The 24,188-nt window shown below is 47.3% G+C and carries 17 protein-coding genes and 1 tRNA gene; 5 read left to right on the forward strand and 13 right to left on the reverse strand.

From position 1 onward, the window contains the following. Positions 1–16: 16 nt before the first annotated feature. The 7 genes from lpxB to purC all read right to left on the reverse strand — a co-directional run bounded on the left by lpxB (position 17) and on the right by purC (position 7,874). A complete protein-coding gene (lpxB, locus tag QUB25_RS16685; protein WP_333184353.1) occupies positions 17–1,189 on the reverse strand; it encodes a lipid-A-disaccharide synthase in 1,173 nt (390 codons plus the stop codon). A 9-nt stretch (positions 1,190–1,198) separates the two neighbouring features. Continuing rightward, positions 1,199–1,801, reverse strand: coding sequence for a Uma2 family endonuclease (locus tag QUB25_RS16690; RefSeq protein WP_333184356.1), 603 nt, complete (start codon positions 1,799–1,801; stop codon positions 1,199–1,201). Positions 1,802–1,842: 41 nt separating this feature from the next. Then, positions 1,843–2,637 (reverse strand): acyl-ACP--UDP-N-acetylglucosamine O-acyltransferase, encoded by a 795-nt coding sequence (gene lpxA, locus QUB25_RS16695; protein WP_333041218.1) that lies wholly within the window; start codon positions 2,635–2,637, stop codon positions 1,843–1,845. Between the two features lie 228 nt (positions 2,638–2,865). Further along, entirely contained in the window at positions 2,866–3,387 is a 522-nt protein-coding gene (fabZ, locus tag QUB25_RS16700) for a 3-hydroxyacyl-ACP dehydratase FabZ (protein ID WP_333184359.1), read from the reverse strand. Between the two features lie 78 nt (positions 3,388–3,465). After that, a complete protein-coding gene (lpxC, locus tag QUB25_RS16705; protein WP_333184362.1) occupies positions 3,466–4,320 on the reverse strand; it encodes a UDP-3-O-acyl-N-acetylglucosamine deacetylase in 855 nt (284 codons plus the stop codon). Positions 4,321–4,578: 258 nt separating this feature from the next. After that, positions 4,579–6,960 (reverse strand): BamA/TamA family outer membrane protein, encoded by a 2,382-nt coding sequence (locus QUB25_RS16710; RefSeq protein WP_333184364.1) that lies wholly within the window; start codon positions 6,958–6,960, stop codon positions 4,579–4,581. Positions 6,961–7,145: 185 nt separating this feature from the next. Beyond that, complete coding sequence (gene purC, locus QUB25_RS16715; RefSeq protein ID WP_333184366.1) at positions 7,146–7,874, reverse strand: phosphoribosylaminoimidazolesuccinocarboxamide synthase; 729 nt, start codon at positions 7,872–7,874, stop codon at positions 7,146–7,148. Between the two features lie 257 nt (positions 7,875–8,131). Between purC and QUB25_RS16720 the strand changes: the two genes are divergently transcribed. The 5 genes from QUB25_RS16720 to QUB25_RS16740 all read left to right on the forward strand — a co-directional run bounded on the left by QUB25_RS16720 (position 8,132) and on the right by QUB25_RS16740 (position 15,835). Then, positions 8,132–8,563: a response regulator gene (locus tag QUB25_RS16720; RefSeq protein WP_333062099.1), complete on the forward strand. Its 432-nt coding sequence runs from the start codon at positions 8,132–8,134 to the stop codon at positions 8,561–8,563. Between the two features lie 123 nt (positions 8,564–8,686). Then, positions 8,687–12,103, forward strand: a complete 3,417-nt coding sequence (locus QUB25_RS16725; protein ID WP_333184368.1) for a response regulator — start codon at positions 8,687–8,689, stop codon at positions 12,101–12,103. Positions 12,104–12,308: 205 nt separating this feature from the next. Continuing rightward, the gene (locus QUB25_RS16730) at positions 12,309–14,621 is read left to right on the forward strand and encodes a DNA phosphorothioation-associated putative methyltransferase (RefSeq protein ID WP_333184371.1); all 2,313 of its coding nucleotides are present in this window, start codon (positions 12,309–12,311) and stop codon (positions 14,619–14,621) included. Then, positions 14,618–15,274 (forward strand): transglutaminase family protein, encoded by a 657-nt coding sequence (locus QUB25_RS16735; RefSeq protein WP_333184374.1) that lies wholly within the window; start codon positions 14,618–14,620, stop codon positions 15,272–15,274. Before QUB25_RS16730 ends, QUB25_RS16735 begins: the two co-directional genes overlap by 4 nt. A 279-nt stretch (positions 15,275–15,553) precedes the next feature. Continuing rightward, the gene (locus QUB25_RS16740; RefSeq protein ID WP_333184377.1) at positions 15,554–15,835 is read left to right on the forward strand and encodes a BrnT family toxin; all 282 of its coding nucleotides are present in this window, start codon (positions 15,554–15,556) and stop codon (positions 15,833–15,835) included. Between the two features lie 114 nt (positions 15,836–15,949). Here QUB25_RS16740 and QUB25_RS16745 read toward each other — a convergent pair. The 6 genes from QUB25_RS16745 to QUB25_RS16770 all read right to left on the reverse strand — a co-directional run. Continuing rightward, positions 15,950–16,031 (reverse strand) — tRNA-Leu (locus QUB25_RS16745). A gap of 223 nt (positions 16,032–16,254) precedes the next feature. Then, complete coding sequence (locus QUB25_RS16750; protein WP_333184379.1) at positions 16,255–16,965, reverse strand: peptidoglycan-binding protein; 711 nt, start codon at positions 16,963–16,965, stop codon at positions 16,255–16,257. Positions 16,966–17,577: 612 nt separating this feature from the next. Beyond that, on the reverse strand, positions 17,578–19,998 hold the full coding sequence (locus tag QUB25_RS16755; protein ID WP_333184382.1) for a sucrose synthase: 2,421 nt from the start codon (positions 19,996–19,998) through the stop codon (positions 17,578–17,580). Positions 19,999–20,127: 129 nt separating this feature from the next. Continuing rightward, a complete protein-coding gene (locus tag QUB25_RS16760) occupies positions 20,128–21,651 on the reverse strand; it encodes a carboxypeptidase M32 (RefSeq protein WP_333184384.1) in 1,524 nt (507 codons plus the stop codon). 79 nt (positions 21,652–21,730) lie between these two features. Then, on the reverse strand, positions 21,731–22,933 hold the full coding sequence (locus QUB25_RS16765) for a tetratricopeptide repeat protein (RefSeq protein ID WP_333184387.1): 1,203 nt from the start codon (positions 22,931–22,933) through the stop codon (positions 21,731–21,733). A 441-nt stretch (positions 22,934–23,374) separates the two neighbouring features. Continuing rightward, the coding region (locus QUB25_RS16770; protein WP_333184391.1) for a tetratricopeptide repeat protein at positions 23,375–24,188 on the reverse strand (814 nt) is incomplete at its 5' end.

Raw genomic sequence — 24,188 nt, forward strand, 5'->3', positions numbered from 1 at the left:
CAAGACGAAAAATGCTTTAAGAAGCTGTATTTAATTTAACATTTTTCATGATTTCCACAGCGGCCCGATCGCACACACCCACATCTCCGAGACTTTCCCGCATTTCCCGATAACCTGCCAAAGTTTGCTGGCGCCGATCGGCATTTTGCAGCAATTCCAGTGCGTGATTCACTATATTTTCCGCAGTAGCGTCGTCTTGCAGTAACTCCGGGACGATCGGCTTCATTTGCACCAAATTGGGCGGAGACATAAAAGGAATCGAAAATTTCAGGACGTGGCGAAAAATCCAAGCCGTAATTGGACTGACGCGATAGAGGACAACTTGCGGAACATCCAGCAAAGCCAACTCCAGATTAACAGTACCAGATTTAGTAATCGCCAGATCGGCAGCAGCCAAGATTTCCAGAGTTTGATTTTCTAACAATGTAGCCCGCAAACCGTAATTCTCGATCGCCTGTTCGATTTTGCTGCGAAAAGCTTGGTTAGCAAGCGGAATCCAAAAATGAACTTCCGGCAATTTAGCTTGAATAATTTGAGCTGCCTCAAATATAACCGGCATCAGGTACTTGAGTTCTTGGTGTCTGGAGGCGGGAATTAAGGCGATCGACACCTGTTCCGGCCCAATTCCCAAAGTTTGGCGGGCAACTTCCCGGCTGGGCGCAGACTGCATTCTATCCACCAAAGGATGACCAACCCAACTCACTTGGGCTCCTTTTTTTTGATAATAACTAGCTTCCTCTGGAAAAATTGCCAAAAGTTGGTCGCAAATATTGACAATCAGATCAGTATTGCGAGGAGAAATTGACCAAACCCATTCTTGAGGTGCGATGTACCAAACCACCGGCAAATCAGGCAAACAGCGCCGGATGTAGCTGCCAATACCGAGATTTGGAGTCAAATAATCAATCAATACAACAGCATCGGGGCGAAAGTTTTTGAGATATTGTTTAGCTTTTTGCTGAACTTTGATCGTGGGCCAAATATACGGCACTGATTCTATAAGGCCCATAGAACCAATGCCCACAGTATCGCCTAAAATAGTAGCCCCAGCTTCCGCCATACGAGGGCCGCCCAATCCGGTTATTTCTAACTCCAAACCGGCGGCGACAGCATGACGTTTTAAGGCTGCCACTAACAAAGATCCTTGCAAATCGCCAGAAACCTCACCAGTGCTGATAAAAATTTTCATATTCTGACTTTATACAGGTGAGATGTTTGCTAATAACTCGGTAACAGCATCATATTGATCGGGCATATTAGCACAGCTTAGCAGTAATTCTAAGTCCAGATCGGGAAGGAATGTACTTCGGGCCATCTCCTGATAATTTTCACCTGTTAAGTAATAGAGAGATAACTGACTATTTTGCCAAAACCAGACTTCCCGAACGCCCAATCTTTTGTAGAATTCTAAAGTATTTATCCCGCCACTGGTAATTACCACTTCAATAGCAATATCTGGGACTATTTTTTGCGTTCCTATATCATAAGAATCATCTGGCTCTTTTCTACCGCCTAATTCTCTGTTACCTAGAGTCGGGCCGCCCTTGCGGTAAAATCGAAGCCCCTTTGCTCTCATATATGCCTCTACCAGCATACAGAGAGTTTTCTTGATTATTTCGTCTTCGGGCGAGACAGTCATAATTTGCAGTAGTCGATCGAGATAGAAAAATTTCACACCTCGAAAATCTTTAAAAGCTGCTTTTATAGCTTCAAATTGCTCCCAACTAACATCTGAGAACCTGATGCAGCCATCTGGTTCTGTTTCAGGGGATGTAGATTTGACTGAAGTATATACATTCATAGGGCAACAGTCGCTTAGTTCATAGGTTTATTCTACCTGATTCACTTTTTTCCCGGAATCAAACCGCGCCGCCCTTTGGTTATAGACTGCTGCACAAATCTCTGCAGGTGCTGCAAGTGGGGGTTTTCTGGCAACAAATCCAACTGTTCCAAAGCTTGATTGAGAGTGTAGCCAGAATGGTATAGAATACGAAAAGTTTTCTTCAAAACTAGCAAATCTTCTGGTGTAAAACCAGCCCGTTCGAGACCTATTTTGTTGATTGCTCGCACTCTCGAAGGATTCCCCTCGACTAGCATATAAGGAGGTACGTCTCGATCGATCCTGCTCAAGCCGCCAACCATAGACAAGCGGCCGATGTGGACAAACTGGTGAACGCCCAAAACACCGCTCAAGCGGGCTTGAGACTCGATTTTAACGTGTCCGGCTAAGGCTACAGCATTTGCGATAATTACTCGATCGGCGATCGCGCAATTGTGTCCCACATGAACATAAGCCATCAATAGATTATGATTGCCAATTGTCGTGCTTTCTCCGGCTCCTGTAGCGCGGTTAATTGTCACGTATTCCCGAATGAGATTGTTGTCGCCAATTTTCACCCTAGTCAGAGAACCCTCGTATTTCAAATCTTGAGGTTCCAAACCAATCGCCGCACCGGGGAAAATTTGATTGCGAGCGCCTATTTCTGTTAGCCCGTCGATAATTGCATGGGCGCCAATCTTAGTATCCGGCCCGATTTTCACTCTTTCCCCAATTACAGCATAAGCTCCCACTTCTACAGTTGGGTGAAGTTCAGCGCGGGGATGAATCACAGCAGTTGGGTGAATCAAAGTAAGCATTTGTCAGTTGTTTTGCTGGTAAGTGGGAAGGAAGTTTGGCAACGCGCAGTGTAACGGATTAAACGAATGGATGTTGACGGAAGAAGGAAGGAAGAGGGAAGAAGGAAGAGGGAAGAAGGATATTTTAAAATTTTAAGATTGCTTCATTCCGAGGAAGGCTTCGCGGTTTTAATTTAAATTAAAAATTCAACACTTAAAACTACCCGCAAGCACTCACCAATTCCCAAATTAATCTACCATCGAAAAAGTCAATTCTCCTTCACAAACTTTTTGTCCGTCAACTTCAGCCAGAGCCTGCATTTTTGCAAAGCGGCGGCGTTTTACCCACAGCAATTCTACAGTCATCAGCAACTGATCGCCTGGTACAACCTGACGACGGAACTTGACTTGATCAATTCCGGTAAACATCCACAATCCTTGCTTGATGTCGGGCAACTGAGCCAGAACAATACCGCCAACTTGAGCCATCGCTTCGACAATTAATACTCCCGGCATAATCGGCCGTCCGGGAAAATGCCCTTGAAAATGCGGTTCGTTAAAAGTCACATTTTTAATTCCTACAGCCTTCTCGGACGGCACGTAATCAACAATCTTGTCAACCAGTGCAAAAGGATAGCGATGAGGCAATAATTTCTGAACTTCTTCGAGAGTAAAAGTAGATTTAACCGCTGGAGAATCTTCACCGTTTTTGGTGGGGACGGATTCAGACTTAGCAGTATTGAGGGTGTTAACTTCAGTCAGCGTAGACATTGCTTGAAGACTTTTGAGTGTGGTATTGCAGAAGGCAGAAGGAAGATGCAATCTTAACAGAAGATCACTTGTTTTTTCCTAACTTTTATCTAGGGTAGCTAGAGCTTCCGATTTCAGGGCTTGGGCGAGTTGGACGTGCAGGTTGTGACTGGCTTTGTAAGCCAAGTAGTGAGCTTTTGGCCAAGTTCCGAGCAGACTGAGGTCGCCTGCTAGATCTAGGATTTTATGGCGCACTGGTTCGTTGGCAAATCTCAAAGGCGGGTTGAGCCAGCCGGATCGATCGCAAACTAGGGCGTTCTCTAGGGTACCACCTTTGATCAAACCTGCTTGTCGCAATTGGTCAACTTGGCGAGCAAGTCCAAAAGTGCGGGCTGGGGCGATCGCGCTAGCAAAACTTTCTGCCTCTGGCGACCAACTGTACCATTGATTGCCGATCGCCTGTTCCTCAAAATCAATTCCGTAACTAAACCGAGTTTCGGCTGAGGGTAAAGCTGCTGCAAAGGCATCCCCGTGGCGCACCCAAATTGGCTGTTCTAGGACGAAGGAGGAAGTGGGGTCTTGCTTCGATTCTTGAGGAACTAAGCCGGTATGGGCGATCGCCTCTACCCAAACCAGAGCCGAACCGTCCAGCAGCGGCACTTCCGGCCCCTCAACCTCAATTCGAGCATTATCCGCCCCCATCGCGGCCAAAGCGGCTAATAAATGCTCTACAGTGCGAATTTGAGCATCGATACCTGCCAGTTCAGTTGAAAGTGCAGTCTGACAAACCGCCTCAATTTTTGCAGGAATTCTCGGAGCACCGGGCAAGTCTATTCTGACAAAATAGCGGCCTTCCCCAACCTCTGCAGGCAAAACTCGGACGCGAGTTTGTTCGCCGCTGTGCAAACCGATTCCCGACAGTTCAAATTCAGATTTTAAGGTACGTTGAGTCATTAGTTATTGGGAATTGGGCATTGGGCATGGGGCATGGGGAATTGGGTCTCGGTAATTGGTTATTGGTTATTGGTTATTGGGCATCGGTAATTGGTTATTGGTTATTGGTTATTAGTTATTAGTTATTAGTTAATTACTACCAATTACCAATTCTAAATGTCCAATGCCCAAGACTTCGACTACGCTCAGTACGAGTGTCCAATGCCCAATTTCCCATGCCCCATGCCCAATGCCCAATTCCCAATGCCCAATTCCCAATTAGAATCGCTCACCAATCCCAAAGTGAATTCGATTGTCGCCAGTGTCGTTGATACCGTAATCGATCCGGATCGGTCCTAAAGGAGATTGAATCCGCACGCCGAGGCCGTAACCGTAACCGCTACCCGGCTTTCCGCGGATACCGGCAGGGTCGCCCGGGACCTCTTCGCCCGTGCCCAAGTCGGTGCCAGCATCCAAAAATAGCGCTCCGCCGATAAACGAAATAATCGGGAAACGGTACTCAACGCTGGCTTCTAGGAAGCTGCGACCTGCTCCCATGTCGCCTTCGTCGTATCCGCGCACCGAGTTCGCGCCGCCCAAGGCAAAGGCTTCGTAGGGAGGCAAATCTCCGAAGACGGTGCCGCCTCTAAAACTGAATGCCAGGGTTTGAGGGCCGGGGGTAAAGTTAGTGTACTTGACTGGTAGGTACAAGCTGTAGCTGGCCCGCAGGCGGTTTAACAGGATGCTGCCGGAACCTACAGGAATCGATTGTTCCATCCCAAACCTGAGCAGCGAACCGCTAGTGGGGCGGAGGGGGTCGTTGCGCCGATCGCGCACCACACCTGCTTGCAAAGTTGTCAAGTCATCCGAGCCCGAATCGCTAAAACTCAACAGGTTGCCGAGTTCGTCCTCGGACTCGCGCCTGCCTTTGCGATCGGTAATTGAGACTCGCTGGTACTGCAAGCCGACTGAAGCTGTCCACTCAGGATCTGCAAAAGGATTGCGCGACAGGGGACGGGTGAAATTGATGCCGGCACCGGTGCGGACGACGCGGGGTCGATCGTCGTTGGGCAATCTGACTTCCCGTTCGCCACCGTCAAAAATCACGCTGATCGATCGTCTTCTAAACGCATTAATCGTATAAGAAGTCCGGTAAGGATCGCCCGCAATCCAGGGGTCGGTAAAACTCAAGTCAAACAGGGTTTGGCGTTCCCCGATTTGTATTTCAGCCCCCAATTTCTGGTTCCTACCTCTCAAGTTTTGCTGCTGGTAACTCAGCGTACCGAACAAACCCGTCGCGGAACTCAAACCCGCACCAGCGGCCAGAGAACCGGTATTTTTCTCAATGACGTTGACAATTACCCTTGCCTTGCGGGGGTCTGTCGTTCCCGGTTCCAAGGCAAGCCGCACGTCTTCAAAAATTCCCAAACCAAACACCCGTCTCAAATCTCTTTCCGCCTTGGTGCGGTTAAAAATGTCTCCGGGCTTGAGTTCTACTTCGCGGGTGACGACAAAGCGACGGGTGTTGCCTCCGATCGGCTGACCCGTGGCATCTGTTGCCTCTCCCTCCTTGTTGAGGAAGCGGACATCAACCGATTCGATCTGGCCTTCTGCCACTACCAGGGTTACTGTGCCGTCGTCTCCTACTTGCGGGGCATCAGTGATTTGGCCCAAAACATAGCCGTTCTCTTGATACCACGCATTAATTTTTTTCACTCCCTCCTCAAAGCGGCGGAGGTTGAGAATTTTGCCGTATTGATCGCGGAAGCTTTCGTCAATTACGCTTTGGGGCAGCACTTGCTGACCGGTGATTGTCACTCCCCGCAGCACCGGATTTGGCTGCACAATAAAAGTTACCCGGACGCCCAACGGGGTGTCTTCCGGTACTGCCCGCACGTTTCTGAAAAAGCCTGTGGCAAAAATGGCGTTGATGTCTTGTTGCAGTTGGCTGCGGTTGGTCGTGCGTCCCGGTTGGGTGCTGATGACTCGGTAAATTTCGCTTTCTAGGTCGTCCGTCGCCCCGGTGACTGTAACTTCTGCAACTAGCACTTGCGGTTCTGCCGCCCCGGCGGGTGCGGGGGTTTGTCTTGGCTGCGGTGCTGGGCCAGGGGGTAATGGGGGAACGGTGTCAGCCGGCGGTCTGGTCGGGGCCGGTCTGGGGGTAACTGGGGCGTTTTGAGCGATCGCCCCTGGTTCCTCTGGTTTCCCTAGCTCTGCTGCGATCCAGGCGGGCGTTACAGCCGCTTCCGATGGGGGGAGCGAGCTGTCCTGTTGCGCGTCTGGCAGGGCGTTTTGGCTGCTAGAGGCGGGGGAGGGGTTGGATGCTAGCTCGGGTTTGAGTTGAAGCAAGGGAGGCGAAACCGGGGAGGGCGTCTCTGTGAATCCGTCTCGGGGTTTGCGGTCGTTTTCTCCTCTGGCAGGGGCCTCCGCTATTTTTAGGGCTTCCCCTTTGCTGGTTTTAGCGGCTTTGCGGTTTTGAGGAGGATTTTGGGTTAATTCTGGAATGGGGCGATCGGGTAATTCGATCGACGGGGCAGGCGGAACGGCAGCCAAAGCTTCCTCTGCTGATTCAGAGTAGGATGTTTGGCCGCTTGCCGAATTTGATAACCCGAATGTTGCTGAGGCAGTAAAAACTGCCACCAATACAGCAGATAAACGCATTTTTGTTCACTTTTTTGGGCAATCCACACACCACATTAGTCATTATTCATTAGTCATTAGTCATTAGTTATATAAGTCGGTGGAATTTCGCGCTGACCGCTAATTGATGACTGTTGACCGCTGATTGCTGACATCGAAAGCAGAAGGGTGACAAACTGTGCAATTCTAGCGCATTACCAAGGCCTCTAGACTTTCTGAGCGAGAACGCGTTGGAGAACTTGCTGGTAAGCAGTTTCTACCGATCCTAAGTCGCGGCGGAATCGGTCTTTGTCCATAACACGGGCGTCGGGGTCGGCTTCTGCGTTGTCCCAGAGGCGGCAGGTGTCGGGACTGATTTCGTCGGCGAGGATCAGATTTTGATGTTGGTCGATACCGAATTCTAGTTTGAAGTCTACCAGGGTGATGCCGCACTGGCTAAAAAATTCTTTGAGTATTTCGTTAATTTCGCGGGCGGCGATTTCTAGTTGGTCTACTTGTTCGGGGGTGGCTAGCTCCATTAGCAGCAGCCTGTCGCGGGTCAGCAGCGGGTCTCCCAAATCGTCGTTTTTGTAATAAAACTCCACCAGCGGCGGATTGACAATTGTGCCGAGGGCGAGTCCGGTTTGCTTGCAAAGGCTGCCAGCAGCAATGTTTCTGACTACGACTTCCAAGGGCAAGATTTGGACGCGACAGACTCGCATTTGGTTGGGGGCCGGCGTGTCGATGAAGTGGGTGGGAATGCCTTTGGCTTCTAGCATCCGAAACAGGTGGGCGGATACGGCGCAGTTGATTTCGCCTTTGCCGACGATGCTGCCGCGTTTCTGGGCGTTAAAGGCTGTAGCGTCGTCTTTGAAGTGGGTCAGCAAAATTTCGCTGTCTTCGGTGGAGTAGAGGATTTTGGCTTTGCCTTCGTAGAGTTTGCGATCGGCTGACATGGCGATTAATAATGTAGATGAGTTTTAGATTTTACCGTAGCTCGATCGGGCGTTATTGGCGAGTTTTTGGATCTCGGCTGCGCCACTCAGAGCATGAGGGGCGAGTACACCTGCAGGTAGATCCCGCGAGCGGCCCAACCATAAATGATTCTTGACAAACGACAATAGAGATTAAACCTGCTGGGTTCGCGATCCGTGCTGACTAAACCTTACCAACGAGACGGGCGCTTAAAAAACATCTATAAAATGGCTGATTTATGCAAGACAAAAAAATTCATATTCTTTTGGTAGAAGATGATGAGGTTGATGTGATGAACGTCCGGCGAGCTTTCAAAAAAAATAACATCGTCAATCCCCTCTACATTGCTGCCAATGGATTAGAAGCTCTAGCTATATTACGTGGAGAAGAAAAAATAGAGCCTCCTATGCCTCAAGAGCGCCGGTTAATTTTGCTGGACTTGAATATGCCGAGAATGAGCGGGATCGAGTTTTTGCAAGAATTGCGACAGGATGAATGTTTGAGGTCGATTCCGGTAATCGTCCTCACAACTTCTAATGAAGATAGAGATAAAGTAAAAGCTTATAATTTGAATGTAGCGGGTTATATTCTTAAACCCGTTACTTTTTCTAACTTTGTGGAAGTGATGGCTACCCTCAATAGATACTGGATGCTAAGCGAAATTCCCTAAAATGGGAAAATTTAATAAAAAATTTATTTTTTGATGTGGCTTGGTGATTTTTCAGCGCTGCCGTTATTTTAATTCCTTTTTCCAGCCTGCAGCTTTTTCGGAGTAATCCACAATTCGGTTGTTATGGACAAAATTCTCACAATTCTGATAGTTGATGACGATGCAGTCGATCGAATGGCGATCAAACGTTCGCTCAAGTCCGCTGGTGTTTCGGCAGAAGTTACTGAAGCAGAAGACTGCGCGGATGCCCTGGCCCAACTCTCGGTCAGCAAAAATTATATGCAGGCTACCACGAAACTCTCGAGACCAAATAAATCTCAACCTTTAAGCGAGGTTGAGGAGACCGAAAAAGGGCTGCTATTAAATCAAATATTTGAGTGCAAATTTGACTGCGTATTGCTCGACTACGGATTGCCGGACGGTGACGGACTGAGTTTAGTAAAATATCTACGAGAAGCTGGGCTGAAAGTTCCCTTAATTGTGCTCACCGGTCAAGGCGACGAACAAATTGCTGTGGAATTGATGAAGGCAGGAGCTTCTGATTATATCGCTAAAAACAAGCTTTCTCCCAAAAGTTTGTCTCGCAGTTTGTCCAATGCGATGCGCGTTTACCGCGCAGAATTTCAGGCGTTTCATACCAGTCAAAAGCTCAAGGAAAGTGAGGAACGATACAGGTTAGTTTTAGAGGGAGTGAACGACGGAATTTGGGATTGGGATTTAAGTAAAAATGAGGTTTATTGGAACGATCGCCTTTTGGAAATTATCGGTTTGTCGCGTAAGCAATTTGGCAGGACTATGGACGCTCTATACAACCGCCTGCACCCCGATGACAAGGAGGGAATTGTCGCGGCGATCGCCGCTCACTTGGAACAAGAAATAGACTATAATGTAGAATTTCGGCTGCTACACTCGAACGGTGTTTACCGCTACTGTACTTCTCAGGGAAAAGCTCAGCGGAATTCCCAAGGAAAACCGCTGCGAATGGCAGGCATGATTAGCGACATTACTGAGCGGAAACAGGCGGAAGACGCTCTGGAAAGGGAACGGCAGCAACTGAGACAAATTATTACTTGCGTGCCTGTAGCAATGGCGATGTTCGATACACAAATGCGCTATATGGCTAACTCTAAAAAATGGGTTAGTCAATTTAATTTAAACTTGCCGTCTCTGAATAATTTTAGCCATTACGAATTGTTTCCAGATACACCGAATCGCTGGAAAGTAATGTACCAAGAAGTGCTCAAAGGCAAGGTAGTTTCTGTGAGCGAAGATGCCTGGGAACGAGCCGACGGATCAGTTCTGTACCTGCGGTGGGCTGCTCACCCTTGGTACGATCCAGACGAGAAAGTCGGGGGAATCGTGATGGTTGCCGACAAGATTAATGAGTTGGTGGAAGCGCGGGAAACTGCCTTAGAAGCTAGCCGGGTGAAGTCGCAATTCTTGGCGAACATGAGTCACGAAATTCGCACTCCGATGAATGGGGTTTTGGCAATGGCTCAATTGCTGCTGCGCGCTCCTCTAGAACAGAAACAGCGGGACTGTGCTCAGACGATTTACCGCAGTGCTGAGCATTTGCTGAATGTTATTAATGATATCCTCGATTTCTCTAAAATTGAAGCTGGAGAAATGCGACTGGAAAAGGCTAATTTTGATTTGGATAGTTGCGTTGAGTCGGTGATAGAAATTATAGCGCATTTGGCCGAAGAAAAAGGTATTGAATTGAATATTTTAGTTGACAGCTCAGTGCCGAGAAAGTTGGTGGGCGATTTGGGCAGATTGAAGCAAGTTTTGCTGAATTTGACGGGTAATGCGATAAAATTTACCGATCGCGGTCAAGTTCTAGTTCACGTAACTGTGAAACAGGGCAACCGACGGGCAGACGGTAGACAAGAAGCAAGATTGCTATTTTCGGTGCGGGATACTGGCATTGGAATTTCGGTCCAAGGGCAAACAAAGCTGTTCCAATCTTTTTCTCAGGTAGACGATTCTCCTACTAGGCCTTACGGCGGGACGGGCTTGGGTTTGGCTATTTGTAAGCAGTTAGTGGAGATGATGTCCGGCGAGATTGGAGTTCGCAGTTTGCTAGGCAGCGGTTCGACTTTTTGGTTTACGGTACCTTTGGAAAAACAGTTGCCAGTGGAGCCTCAAGATCCCGAACTTGCGGGCAAGAAGCTGTTAGTAGTCTCTGGAAGCGCTTTGAGGAGGGCAGCGGTGCGATCAATCGCTCAAAGTAGGGGTGCGCGCTGCGACGAGGCAGAAACTGCTGCTGAGGCTTTTAGTTGGTTTAAAAATGCCCAAGGCAGGATTTCTCAGAATTCGGGAGAGGGTGGAAAAAGCTGGGATGTGGTGCTTGTGGACTTGCAAATGCCGGAGTTGGATGCAGAGGAATTTGCTAGGAAAGTGCGATCGACCTCGACAGTTGGGTCGTTAATCGCCATGACTGGTTTGCGAGAACAGCCGAAGGCTGAATCGCTTTGCAGTCGGGGTTTTAACGGATATTTGATCGAGCCGGTGCGACCAAGCCGCCTGCTTGAGGCTTTGCAGGCGCCGGTGAAGGGAACGGGAGAGTTTGGGAGAGTGGAGGCTGCTAATACTTGCAAGTTGCCGCCAGTTAATTCTCAATATGTTACTCCCAATTCGCTGTCATCGCTGAGAATTTTGGTGGCGGAAGACCACCCGATCAATCAACAAGTTCTGGTCGAACAGTTGGCAGTTTTAGGCTATCAGGCTGACTGCGTGGTAAACGGTCAAGAAGCGCTGGATTTGCTGGCAAAAAAAAGCTATGATTTAGTGCTGATGGACTGTCAAATGCCGGTACTTGATGGTTACAAAACGGCGCAAAAGTTGAGGCAAATCGAAGGAAGCGATCGGCATACTTTTGTGATGGCTTTAACTGCTCATGCTATGCCGGGGGAACGAGAAAAGTGTCTGGCGGCGGGGATGGATGATTATCTCAGCAAACCTGTAGATTTAGATGCTTTGGCGGCGGCCCTGAAAAAGTATGAAGCCCTAAATGTTCAGGGTGAAAATAAGTATGGAGTTAAAAGTATAAATTCGGAAAACAAATCTCAATTAGCAACAAATTATACAGAAGTTATGGAAAAAGCGCAGGTTGTAGCTCTGCCGACACCAAGGGCGATCGCACTTCAAACTTGGGAACATAAAGACTACGACGGACTGTTCGACAAGAGCAGATTGGAGCAACTCGGACGAGTCAATATTAAATTGCCAGAGCGACTTTTGCAAGCTTTTGTGGCAGACGCTCAAGCTGATATGGCTGCGGCCAAACTAGCCGTAGAAGCTAAAGATTGGCAAGCTGTGGAATATCAAGCCCACCGTCTCAAAGGAACTTCTGCTAATGTGGGAGTTGCTCTGATGTCGGATTTGGCCGCACAATTGGAGCATCAAGCGCGATGCTTTCAATCTGAAACACCAGAGGGGGAATTGTTAAATATTGAGAGGATTGAGAATATATTAGTGAGTTTGTCCAGTCATTTAGCCCTGGTTCAAGAATTTGTGGAAACTCGAATGTTGGGTTAATATCTTACTCGCTCATAGTCAATCGTAGTCGGCGATAAAAATCGCCGTTACAAAAACGCAGTTTCTCTATAAAAGACTAAGAAATAAAGCGGTACGGTACGGAGTGTGCATCCTACATATAGAAATTATAGGTAAATTTTGTTGGTTTCTTCACTCCCTGTCCTCTGCGTTCTCTGCGGTTAATTAAAAAATAATTAATTTAGCTATGAATTACGATCCCAGTACAAACAATATTTTAGAGATCAATTCATTAGAAAATAATGAAGAAATGCTTACGCCTTTGAGGGTTTTTGCTCAGGAAGTTTTATTGTATGAAAACAAGGTGGTTGGTGAGCAAAAATCGGTAAATGCTGTGCCGTCCCCCCCCGAAGAAATCAATAATTTTTGTGTTGACAATCTCCTAGCAAAAGTGGCTCGCTGCTGTCGGGAAAGCAAGGTTGGAAAAAAATTACCGACGGCTTTTTACGTTCACGTTTCGGCTTTGCAGACACTCAACCCTGTCCTCGGAATCTACGAAAGTTGTGCCAGACGCACTCTGGAAAATATTGATGAAGCAACTTTAGTTAAAATTTCACTCCATCAACCTAAAATATCTTATCTTTTTTACCCAGATTTCGATACAGATGCTCATCCTGCTTTGCAAACTAGCATCCAGATTAATCTAGCAACTGGGGAAGTTAAATATTTCGATTACAGCAACAGCGAAAATCCCCCTGTTTTGCACCGTAAGGAAACTTTTGTAGCAGCAGATTATCCCCATTACGAAAAGTTTTGGAGGCTGACTCGCTGCGAGGAAAAGTGGGGGCTGCTTGACAATACTAGCGTTATCGGCACTCGCGAGGGTTGGCTCAAATATTTGGGATATTGCGGTGTGGAAATCCAAGATCATACTGTTGTCGAGCGTGTGAAACAGGAAAATAGTGAGCTATCAATTCCTAAGATAGAGCGGCACAAAGCTGCAATGGTACGCAATTCGCTTTCTAAACCTCTGCGTCTGGTTTTAGAAGCAGATTTAGCGAGGGACGGGGCTACTTTTTTTGATTACGGTTGCGGTTACGGCGGGGATATTAAATATATTGCACAAGAGGGTTATGCTATCTCTGGTTGGGACCCATACTATCAGCCGGATACTCCGCGAATTTGTGCTGATATTGTGAATATTGGTTACGTGATTAATGTCATTGAATCTTTGGCGGAACGCCGAGAAGCTTTGCTGAATGCTTGGGAATTAACTAAGAATTTATTAGTTGTAGCAGCTCAGGTTTTGATTGACGATCGCCAACAAGGTCAAATTGTTTACGGGGATGGGGTGATTACTTCTCGGAATACTTTTCAGAAGTATTACGAACAAGAAGAGTTGAAGGTTTATATCGACCAAGTTTTGAGTGTGGATGCAATTCCTGTTGCTTTGGGGATTTATTTTGTGTTTCGGGATGCTGCGGAGGGTGAAGGTTTTCGTGCTTCTCGGTTTCGATCGCACTTATCGACTCCCAGAGTGCGATCGCAAGTTAAGCGGTTTGAGGATTATGCGGAAATGTTGGCTCCTTTGATGGCTTTTGTGAGCGATCGAGGCCGCCTTCCAGTTAAAGGCGAACTAGCCGAAGAATCGGCGATTAAGGGGGAATTTCACAGTTTTAATCGCGCTTGGAGGGTGATTTTGCAAGCAACGGATGCGGATGATTGGGAGAAAATCGCCGACAAGCGCCGCCAGGATTTGCTGGTGTATCTGGCTCTGATCGGTTTGGGCGCTCGGCCTTCAATGCGCCGACTCCCAGCTCAAATCCGCAACGACATCAAAGGTTTGTTCGACAATTATCAAAAAGCTTGCACTTTGGCTGATTTAATGCTGTACAGTTTGGGCAAAGCTGATATTGTTGCGGATTGCTGCGAAGATAGTGCGATCGGCTACAAACAGCCCGGTACTCTTTCAGTTCACGTCTCTGCATTAGAAGAACTAGACCCTTTGCTGCGGCTTTACGAAGGCTGCGCCAACCGCACAATTGGCAGACTTGACGGCGCGACAATCATCAAATTTTACGCTCGCAAACCTCAGATTTCCTATTTATTTTATCCCGATTTTGACACGAACCCGCATCCCGCCCTTCACACTTCTATGCACATAGATTTGCGCGACCTTTCTGTCAGTTATCAAGATTATTCTGATGTGGACAACCCGCCAATTTTATTGAGGAAAGAAGCTTTTGTTACTGCTAGTTATCCCCATTATGACAAGTTTGCAAAACTCACCCGCCAAGAAGAAAAGTTAGGGATTATCGATCGTGGCGCAGTTAAGAAACATCGGCAGTGGGTGAAGTGTTTGGAGGAAAACTGCGTTAAAATTAAGGATCATAAGTTGTTTTGGCGATCGAATGCTGACCCAGACAAGTTGAAAATACTGCAAAAAACTGCGTCGGAACGCCAGCAGAAAAAGATTGATTTGGAGCCAGGAAAGAGTGAACCAACCCCAGAAAACGCAGAGGGAACAGAGGATGGAAAGATTAGTGGCGAACAAAGTTGAAATTTGTTGGTAAGGTGTTTACAATTCAGGCTGTAGCGTTCCTAGCGGTTGACATGGAAGAATACTTGAAAGTGAGTGAAGTTATTGATTGGCAGCATCCTGAAATTATGGAATGTGCTAAACAAATCGCATCGGCATATGACACACCAACGGCGATAGCTAAGGCTTGCTTTGAGTGGGTGCGAGATGAAATTCGTCACAGTTATGACTATCAAATGAGTCCTGTGACCTGTAGAGCTTCAGATGTACTTCAGCACCAAACAGGGTATTGCTATGCGAAAAGTCACTTGTTAGCAGCGTTACTAAGAGCAAATGAAATTCCAGCAGGTCTTTGCTACCAGCGGTTGAGTATTGATGACAAGGGTGCGCCGTATAGTTTGCACGGTTTCAATGCCATCCATTTACCTGAAGTTGGTTGGTATCGAGTTGATGCAAGAGGTAACAAAGAAGCAGTCAACGCTCAGTTCACTCCACCTCAAGAACAGTTAGCGTTTAAGATTCAGTTTTCCGAAGAGGCAGATTTTCCAGGCATACTCTCAGAGCCGCTTCAAGTCGTTATAAAAGCACTGCAAGCACAGAAGGCATGGGAGGATATGCTTCGTAATCTCCCAGACATTTCGTTGGAGTCCGCGAAGAGTTATGGTCTGCTATGATACCCATCGAATCCTGCTTTGGGCAGGCGCAGCGTTTTGAATTGTTCACGGGCAAAAGAGCCGCAACATTCGTCTTTATGAGCGCCTCGGATACAAGCTATTCAATAGTGAAAAAGTAAACAAACTGCTGTCGTTCGTGTTAATGGAAAAACACAAGTGAAATGCCCCAACAAGCAGCGCAGGCTGTGGCAGTAGTTTGAAAACCATCGTTTTTTGTGAATAACGCATTGACATTGTAAATACATTTTACCTATACTAGGGAGCCTGAATGTAGACTGCGTGCTCAATGGCATTACCTTCGTATGGGAGGACTCAAAAGCGCAGATTAATCCCACAAATCATGATGGGGTTACTTTTGAAAAAACTGCTGAATCCTTCTTTGACCCATTTCTAGTTGTCGTTGATGCCAGCCGCAATGAGGAAGCGCGTGATGCTGTGATTGGGCTAGGTCGTCGGTGGAATCTACTGTATGTGGTTCACATTGAGCGTGAAGAAAATGTCATTCGGATTATTTCAGCACGTAAAGCAACTCGTCAGGAGAGGGCAGAGTATGAAGGTTGAAGCATTAATGTCGAGTGTCAAATTATTTGTCCGCGTGGACAGGTTGCTGCCCGTTTGACAAATAATTTGACACTCGACACCTGAAACTATTGATGTACAAAGCGTTAAGAGTAGTGCGGATAAAAGGACTTGAACCTTCACTCCTTTCGGAACCAGAACCTAAATCTGGCGCGTCTGCCAATTTCGCCATATCCGCATTTTGACATTTAAATACTATAGCACACAACAGAGCGATCGATCAATCGATTTTAGATTTTAGATTTTAGATTTTAGATTGAAGGAAGCGACCCACTGATAAATCCGCAGGGGGATGAGCAAATTGCTCGATCGCCCAACATCGAGAAACCCGGTCATTTTTGGACACCGGGTTCAATCATGAGTTATCGCCACAGCAATTTTCCGTAATTTTCACTTGTCACTTACTTTTGGCCGAGCGCCTTCCAGGTTGTTTCGTCCACCATGCCGTTAGCCATTAAACCCTTATACTCCTGAAATTTCTTGACAGCCGTAGCAGTGCGAGCGCCAAAAATGCCGTCGATGGGGCCCGGATCGTAACCCTGTATTTCCAAACGCACCTGTAGCGTCTTCACCTTGGAACCGACAGCGCCTTTATTTAGAAGAGTTGGAGGATTGCCGGGAACAGCAGCATTGCTCAGAATTGGAGGAGTGCTCTGCACAGTTTCAGAAGCTGATGCCGGATCTGCTGCTAAAGCTGTCCAAGTTTCTTTGTCCACAATGCCATCTGCGTTCAAACCCTTAGACTGCTGAAAGGCACGAACCGCCGATGTAGTGCGAGAGCCATAGGTACCGTCGATCGTCCCTACCTTGAAATTGTGCACCTGCAAGCGCTGCTGTATGGCTGCAACTTCTGGCCCGTCAGCTCCCGCCGAGATAGTTTTTTCCTTTTTCACTGGTGCCTGCTCGCCCGCGTAAAAAGGCTTGTTAAACATATCTCCTTGGGACTTTCCCTCGGGCGATGCTGACGCACCCGGATCGGCGGGAGCCGTAAAGTCTCTGCGGTACTGTTCCTGCACCAAGGGTTCGGAGTCGAAAGCAGCAGTGGCCTTTCGGGTTAAGCCGGGAACGAGCAGAGCAATCAAGCTGAAAATCGTAACAGTAGTCACACGCATAAATTTCATCCTGTTAGTGAGGTTTGACAAGGTATCGCTGTTTTCATGTTTCTAAATCTAATTGTATTACCCGGACTGCTTTCTGAGACATATAGCAAAAGGAAGAAGGAACAAGGCCATTTCACTTGGCGATCGGGTAACAAAAAGTCCGAGGGAAGGGGTAATAGACCGCATTGGTTTGAGCCATTAAGAAAGTTCTAAGCGTCTGGCGCGGTTGCTATATCTGCCCCGGTCTCTAGAATTTCAGCACTCGGGACACCAGCACTCACAAGTTACCTGTTAGAAGTAGGGGCCGGTTCGCACTATTCCTAATAAACCCGCTTGATTCCGAGATGTTTCGTTACCAAAGATCCTATTTTCGTATAAACCACGTCTTTTAGCCTCAGTCTTATGGTACAAAACCTGCCGTCATTCACAAATCTTTACAGGCGAATTTTCTACAAAGTTGATCTATGAAAAGCGAAGTTTTTTCCTTCAATCTCCCCGTAATATCAATTTCGGTTATATGGGAATTATTAAACCCCTCTTGACGCAGAGGATACAGAGAAAGAAAAGAGAGAGAGGAAGAATTCCGATACCAAGGGATTTCATGTAAAAAGCAAAACTCGCGACTTATCGATTTGCGTGTTCTGCCAATAAAGCCTTTGCTCTTGGCTTGTAAATGAGATAAAACAGCGATTCTATGTAGCGGAGCATATCTTCGCGGTTTTCTTTGGACGAGTAGTTCCAAAAACCGTAAGCCCGGGCCAGAGTCAGCAGGTTGGTAGTGTGAATTTTCCAGGTATACGTGCTGTAAACTCGGTCAATTCCTCGCGTTGAAATTTCATACCAATAGTTGGGATTGTGTTCGCATTTAGATAAAAAATCTAGAAGTTTTTGGGCAGTCTCCTGGTGGTGGGTCGGGTTGATATAAAACCCATTTACGCCATCTTGAATGATTTCCAGCGGGCCGCCAAACTGCGTCCCGAAAGTGGGAATTCCGGTAATCATTGCTTCGAGAATTGTCAACCCGAAAGCTTCAAATAATGCTGGCTGAACAAATATACCTTGGGTGTCGGCGATTACCCGGTAGATTTCGCCGGACAGGCTTTTGGAAAGCCTCACTCCCAGCCAGCGAATTTTACCGTGGAGGTTGTATTGGTCGATAATAGCGTAGAGCTTTTTAATTTCTTCTGCTTCTTCGTAGTCTTCGGTTTCTTCGACCCGCAGCTTGCCAGCTACTAGAATTAAGTTGCATTTTTCTTGCAACTCCTGGCTTTTTCCGAACAATTCTGCTAAGCCTGTCAGGTTTTTAATGCGATCGAGCCGGGCGATCGAAAATAAAGGGCGCTTTTGCGGGTCGTCGAGTTTTCCAAAGACTTGTTCCGGGTCTTCTAAAGTAAATAGCAGTTCGCCCGGCCGATCGCGCTCCTCTTGCACCCGGTCTTCTATCCGGGTGTAGGGAAAGTACACACTTTCGTTAACTCCCGGCGGCACGACGTTGAATTTAGGGCTGAACAGTTCAATCCCGTTCACAACGTGGTACAAATCCGGCATCGTAAAACAATGGTAAGATTCGTACTGACCAACACTATCGGGTTTGCCGACAATCTCTTGATAGGTGCTGGTGACAATACAATTAGCTGCATTCATGGCAATTATATCGGCCGTAAATTGCAGCGCAAAATGGTATTTTTCCTCGGATTCTTGCCAGTAAAGATTGCTTAACAAATATTTAGATTTTTCCAGCGCATGGGCAATGTTGCACTGAGTAGTTTTGAGTTTGCGAGACAGCAAAAACGCTACCAAGTTGCCGTCGGAATAGTTGCAGACAATTAAATCTGGTTTGCCCTGAAACTCAGCCAGCAGTTCTTTTTCTGCATCGATCGCGTAAGTTTCCAAATAAGGCCAAATCTCGAATCTAGAAATCCAATTTTGAGTCAGTTTGGGATTGAACTCCCGGAAGGGAATCCGCAAAATCCAAGCATTTTCTGTGCCGTGAATTTTTTCCAAACGTTGGTTGCAGCGCGTGCCGTCGCTGTTAGGAATTAACCGGGTGAGAATAATTACTTTAGGTTTGACTCCTAAACTATCGAGACCGGCAAGATGAATGTCTTCTTGCAGTTGTTTCTCTAAACTCTTCGCTTGATCGAGGACATAAACTACCTGCCCTCCCGTATCCGGCCGCCCCAAAACTCCTTCTTGCCCGAACCAGCCGTGAGGAGAAACTAGGACGATGTTGAAAATCATCGGGATGCGAGAAATAAATGCTTCTAGGGTTTGCGGATCGGGGGCATCAATTAATTCGTCAAGAAGTCCTAGGGTTTCATGCACGCGGGCGGCGGTATTTCCCCAACCTGCCTCGAAACCCATCATTTGCAGAACTAATCGAAATCTCTCGTAGGGTTCTTCTTCAGAAATATCGCTGACTAAGGTGAGGGCTTTTTTGATTTGTTCGGAAAGTTGTTCTTGGGATTTTATGCGATCGTTAATTAGTAATTGTACGCCGTTGTAGCGGTGAATGCCCAAGAAATTAAATAGAGTTTCCTGCGATTGTCTGGGGTCTTGAAACAGTTTGCTGGAAAGGTATCGGTTGAGGAATTGCACTCCTTTGCCGATGTTTTTGGGGTCGCGAATTGTGGGGGAATAATCGTAAAAAGGGCCGAAATCTAGTTCGAGAATGTCGCCTTCTTGGGGGTGAAAGTGGTTGACGAAGCGATCGCGCACATCGAGCAATTCTTGCACTGTCATCTGCTCAACAGTCAAGTCGTCTGCAACTCGCACTATTTCCATTTTAGCAATTTTTGGCCGCAGCAAGACGCAAAGGCTGCCTTCTTCGAGAAGAATTTCCTGAACGTAGTAAATGAGTTTGCTTAAAAGAGAAGATTGATGGAACTGTTCGGGCTTTTCGTATTTGGTGCAGTAGGCGGCAAAAGCGTTAACTATGTCGTTTCGCAGTACATATGTGTTACCCAAAGCGCGTAAATCGCTGACAAACTGACGCAACTCGGTTTTTTCGTCGCTGGCGATAACAGTCTGAAAGAGTTCAGACATACATACTCCCTTATTTAAGACTTGGGATTTCCGCTGTGGAATTAGGCGATACTCAAACAGTATCGCCCTTTGTTTTAAGCGGCTACTTTTTTTGTAATGTTAAAGTCTGCAAAGTGAAGTTGCTATCCCTCAAATGACATAAAACTCCCCGTATTTGTGGCGAATGTAACGGATAAATGGATCAATAGTTAAAGGTGAACCTGTAACCCGATCGATCAATTCAACAGCAGTGTATTTACGGCCGTGCTGGTAGATGTTTTGTTTTAGCCAGTCGTGGAGTACGGTAAAATTGCCCTGTTCTATTTCTACGGGAATTTCAGGATTGATTTTTACTGCTGTTTCGTAGAATTGGGCGCTCATCAAGTTGCCCAGGGTGTAACCTTGGAACATTCCGCCGATCGTACCAACATACCAGTGAACATCTTGCATCGCGCCTTCGCTGTCGGTAGCGGGGACAACGCCGAGGTCGGTTTTATAGCGTTCGTTCCAGGCTTCGGGGAGGTCTCGCACTGCTAGTTTTCCCTCTACCATTGCCAATTCTAGGTCAAAGCGGATGGCGACGTGGAGGTTGTAGGTTACTTCGTCGGCATCGGTACGGATGAGCGATCGCGAGACTTTGTTAATTGCCCGGTAAAATGCGTCAGTGGATACGTGTCCCAACTGTCGCAAAAATATGCCTTGGAGTTGCGGGTAGAAACATTCCCAAAAACCGCGGCTGCGCCCGACCAGATTTTCCCAAAGTCGCGATTGACTTTCGTGAACCCCGGAGGAAATGCCACCTGCCAGAAGCGTGCCTTCAAATTCCAGGGAATTTCCGAGTTCATAGAGGGCGTGTCCGGCTTCGTGGATGCTGCTGAAGAGTGCTTGATCCAAGTGGTCTTCATAGACGCGGGTGGTAATTCGCACGTCGTCTATGGAGAAGTTGGTCATGAACGGGTGCAGGGTGGTGTCTTGCCGTCCCCGCTGGAAGTCGTACCCCATGCGTTCTACGACTTTGCGAGTGAATTCTAGTTGCTGGGATTCTGGGAAGTTTTGGTGCAAGCAGGAGTCGTCGGCCGGTGGTTGGGAGGTGATGGCTTCAACTATCGGCACTAATTCTTGACGCAGTTGGGCGAAAAGCGGGCGCAGCAGCGCTACTTTCATGCCGTAGTCGCTACGATCAATCAAAGGATCGGCGATGTGTTCGTAGCCGGGGAAAAAGTCGGCGTATTGCCTGCTTAATTCTAGGGTTTTTTCGAGATACGGCTCGACGGCTGCGAAGTTGTTGGCTGCTCTGGCAGTGGCCCAAGCTTCGTAGCAGTCGGCTTGGTGGCGGCAGAGTGCTGACATGAAGGTTGCGGGGACTCTGGCGGCGCGATCGTAGTCTCTGCGCGCTATGCGGATCAGGCTGGCTGCGGTGGAGTCGTAGGGGAGGGTTTGTTCGTAGAAACGCAAGTCTTCTAGGAGTTCACCTATTTTTGGATCTGTAAATTTTTCGTGGGATATTTGTTTGAGAGTAGCCAACTGGCGGCCTCTGGCACTTGCACCTTTGGGGGGCATATAAGTTGATTGATCCCAATGCAGCAGCGACGAGGCTGATTCGATGTCGTTAACTTCTCTGAGGTGGGCTGCCAGTTGAGCGAATTTTGCTTGAGTTTTGTCTAGGGTTTGCATGATTGGGGTTTATGGTGCTGTTTTGCCTACAAAGGTTGCAGTGCGGCATCCGTATCCATCAATCATAGCTACCCTGAAATCAAGCTAAAAACCGCACTTCTTCCCGTATTGTAAGCAATTTAGAGTCATTTTTGCACAATTTCCGGTATTTCTGGGGATTAAGTTCGATCGCCTTAGATAAGTTTTCGATCGCCAGCCGGATGCTGGTGGCTACAAGTTCGGGGCTGTTTGTGAGCTCGCCTGCTTGTTTTTCCAGGGCGTACACGCAAGCTTTTTGATAGTACAGGTTGGGATCGTCGGGTTTGAGTGCGATGATTTTATCGTAGGAGGCGATCGCTTCGGTCAATCGTTGAATTTTTTTGAGTGCTATGGCGCGGTTGTACCAGGCTTCGGTGTTGTCTGGCTGCAACTCTAGGGTTTTGTCCCAAGAGGCAATTGCTTCTTCAAAGCGCTGTAAGTTGGCGAAGGCTAAGCCGCGGTTGTAAAAGGTTTCGCTGTCGTTGGGCTTGAGTGCGAGGGCTTTGTCCCAGGATGCGATCGCTTCTTCAAATTCTCCCATTTGGGCGATCGCCGTGCCGCGTTTGTTCCAGGCTTCGGCGGAATTCGGCCGCAGTTGCAGGGTTTTGTCGTAGGAGGCGACGGCTTCCGGGTAGAGTTTTTCATCGGCTAGGGCTAAGCCGCGGTTGTACCAGGCTTGATGCAAGTCTGGTTTAAGTTCGATCGCTTTGTCGTAGGAGGCGATCGCGGCTGTATTTTGGTCGGATTTTCTCAGGGCAAATGCTTTGTTGTACCAAGCTTCGCAGTAGTCTGGTTTGATGGCTATGGCTTTGTCGTAGGAGTCGATCGCTTCTGACAATTTTTCTAAGCTGACGAGGGTGTTGCCGCGGTTCGTCCAAGCTTCGGGGTAGCTGGGGTTGAGTGCTAGCGCCTTTTCGTAGGATGCGATCGCTTCTGAGAGTCTGTTGAGCTTTCGCAAAACGTTGGCGCGGTTATACCACGCTTCTGGATTGTTTGCTTTGATTTGTAGGGATTTGTTGTAGGCTGCGATCGCTTCTTCTAGCTGGCCCATTTTTTTGAGGGCTACGCCTTGGTTGTACCAGGCTTCATAAAATTTTGGTTCAAGTTCGATCGCTTCTTCCCAAGATTCGATCGCAGCTTGGAATCGTCCCATTGCTTCTAGGGCGTTGCCGCGATCGTACAATGTTTGAGCCTTTTGGGTGTTGACTGCTATGGATTTTTCCCCTGAGTCGATCGGCTTTTCTATGCTGGCTAATTTTTGCAAGGGGTTTCACCTCTTTATTTTCTGTCTAATTGATTCTTTTCTTTTTTATATGCGATCTTTTTCGCCTTTGAGTGCTTTCGATCGCGACTATTTGGTTATTTATGGCAATTTTACAGGAATTTGGGAGCTTTTTCAATTTTTTTCATTATAATTCTAGAGCTTGGATTTGTAGGTATAGATTAATACTATTTTTTTTAGCTGGCTGCGTAGAAAAGAGGAAAGGGCGATCGTACTGAGGTGTGACAAACCTCATCCAAGATATCATTTTCACGTAACCCTTTTGAGCGATCGGCGGTTGAAAGCCCCTCTTGTCAAGCGAAGTCCGCCTTGGCAGAGTAATAAATAATAAGAGTATTTTTGATGCTGTAGCGGCGGGTTTTACCAAGAATAATTGTCTAAAACCGACAATCTCATAAACCGGCCCCGCCCAAGGGCAAATCCCTATTCTTGAATCAAGGCTTGAAACCGAGTATGCGATCGAATGCTGTCAAAATCCGAGTCAGTTTTTGCCATGTCTCGGTACTTGTCAGGATTCAGATTGATGGCTTGCTGCAAATTCTGAATCGCTTGGTCAATCTGACTCTGTAAGGCATAATAGCAAGCTTTATTATAAAATGCGTTGTCGTAATCTGGTTTGAATTCTAAGGCTTTTTCCAAAGAGGCAATCGCTTCTTCTAGCCTGCCTAATTTACATAGTGCGTCACTCCGATTGTTCCAGGCTGCGTGTTTATCTGGTTTGATTTCTAAGGCTTTGTCGTAGGAGGCTATCGCTTCTTCCAATCTTCCTAAGTTACGCAGTGCAATGCCCCGATTGTACCAGGCTTCGTGATAATCTGGTTTGAATTCTAAGGCTTTGTCGTAGGAGGTTATCGCTTCTTCCCATCTTCCTAAATTACCCAGTGCAATGCCCCGATAGTACCAGGCTGCGTGATAATCTGGTTTGATTTCTAAGGCTTTCTCGTAGGAGGCGATCGCTTCTTCCCATCTTCCTAAGTTACGCAGTGCAATGCCCCGATTGTTCCAGGCATAGTCATCATCTGGTTTGATTTCTAAGGCTTTCTCGTAGGAGGCGATCTCTTCTTCCCATCTTCCTAAATTACCCAGTGCATTGCCCCGATTGTTCCAGGCATAGTCATCATCTGGTTTGATTTCTAAGGCTTTCTCGTAGGAGGCGATCGCTTCTTCCCATCTTCCTAAATTACCCAGTGCATTGCCCCGATTGTTCCAGGCATAGTCATCATCTGGTTTGATTTCT

Source organism: Microcoleus sp. B3-D7 (genome assembly GCF_036705305.1).
In the GTDB taxonomy this organism is placed as follows: Bacteria; Cyanobacteriota; Cyanobacteriia; order Cyanobacteriales; family Microcoleaceae; genus Microcoleus.

Bases quoted from the DNA above. Each gene is read 5' to 3' on its own strand.
- lpxB (WP_333184353.1), bottom strand. From the start codon at position 1,189: ATGAAAATTTTTATCAGCACTGGTGAGGTTTCTGGCGATTTGCAAGGA.
- QUB25_RS16690 (WP_333184356.1), bottom strand. From the start codon at position 1,801: ATGAATGTATATACTTCAGTCAAATCTACATCCCCTGAAACAGAACCA.
- lpxA (WP_333041218.1), bottom strand. From the start codon at position 2,637: ATGCTTACTTTGATTCACCCAACTGCTGTGATTCATCCCCGCGCTGAA.
- fabZ (WP_333184359.1), bottom strand. From the start codon at position 3,387: ATGTCTACGCTGACTGAAGTTAACACCCTCAATACTGCTAAGTCTGAA.
- lpxC (WP_333184362.1), bottom strand. From the start codon at position 4,320: ATGACTCAACGTACCTTAAAATCTGAATTTGAACTGTCGGGAATCGGT.
- QUB25_RS16710 (WP_333184364.1), bottom strand. From the start codon at position 6,960: ATGCGTTTATCTGCTGTATTGGTGGCAGTTTTTACTGCCTCAGCAACA.
- purC (WP_333184366.1), bottom strand. From the start codon at position 7,874: ATGTCAGCCGATCGCAAACTCTACGAAGGCAAAGCCAAAATCCTCTAC.
- QUB25_RS16720 (WP_333062099.1), top strand. From the start codon at position 8,132: ATGCAAGACAAAAAAATTCATATTCTTTTGGTAGAAGATGATGAGGTT.
- QUB25_RS16725 (WP_333184368.1), top strand. From the start codon at position 8,687: ATGGACAAAATTCTCACAATTCTGATAGTTGATGACGATGCAGTCGAT.
- QUB25_RS16730 (WP_333184371.1), top strand. From the start codon at position 12,309: ATGAATTACGATCCCAGTACAAACAATATTTTAGAGATCAATTCATTA.
- QUB25_RS16750 (WP_333184379.1), bottom strand. From the start codon at position 16,965: ATGCGTGTGACTACTGTTACGATTTTCAGCTTGATTGCTCTGCTCGTT.
- QUB25_RS16755 (WP_333184382.1), bottom strand. From the start codon at position 19,998: ATGTCTGAACTCTTTCAGACTGTTATCGCCAGCGACGAAAAAACCGAG.
- QUB25_RS16760 (WP_333184384.1), bottom strand. From the start codon at position 21,651: ATGCAAACCCTAGACAAAACTCAAGCAAAATTCGCTCAACTGGCAGCC.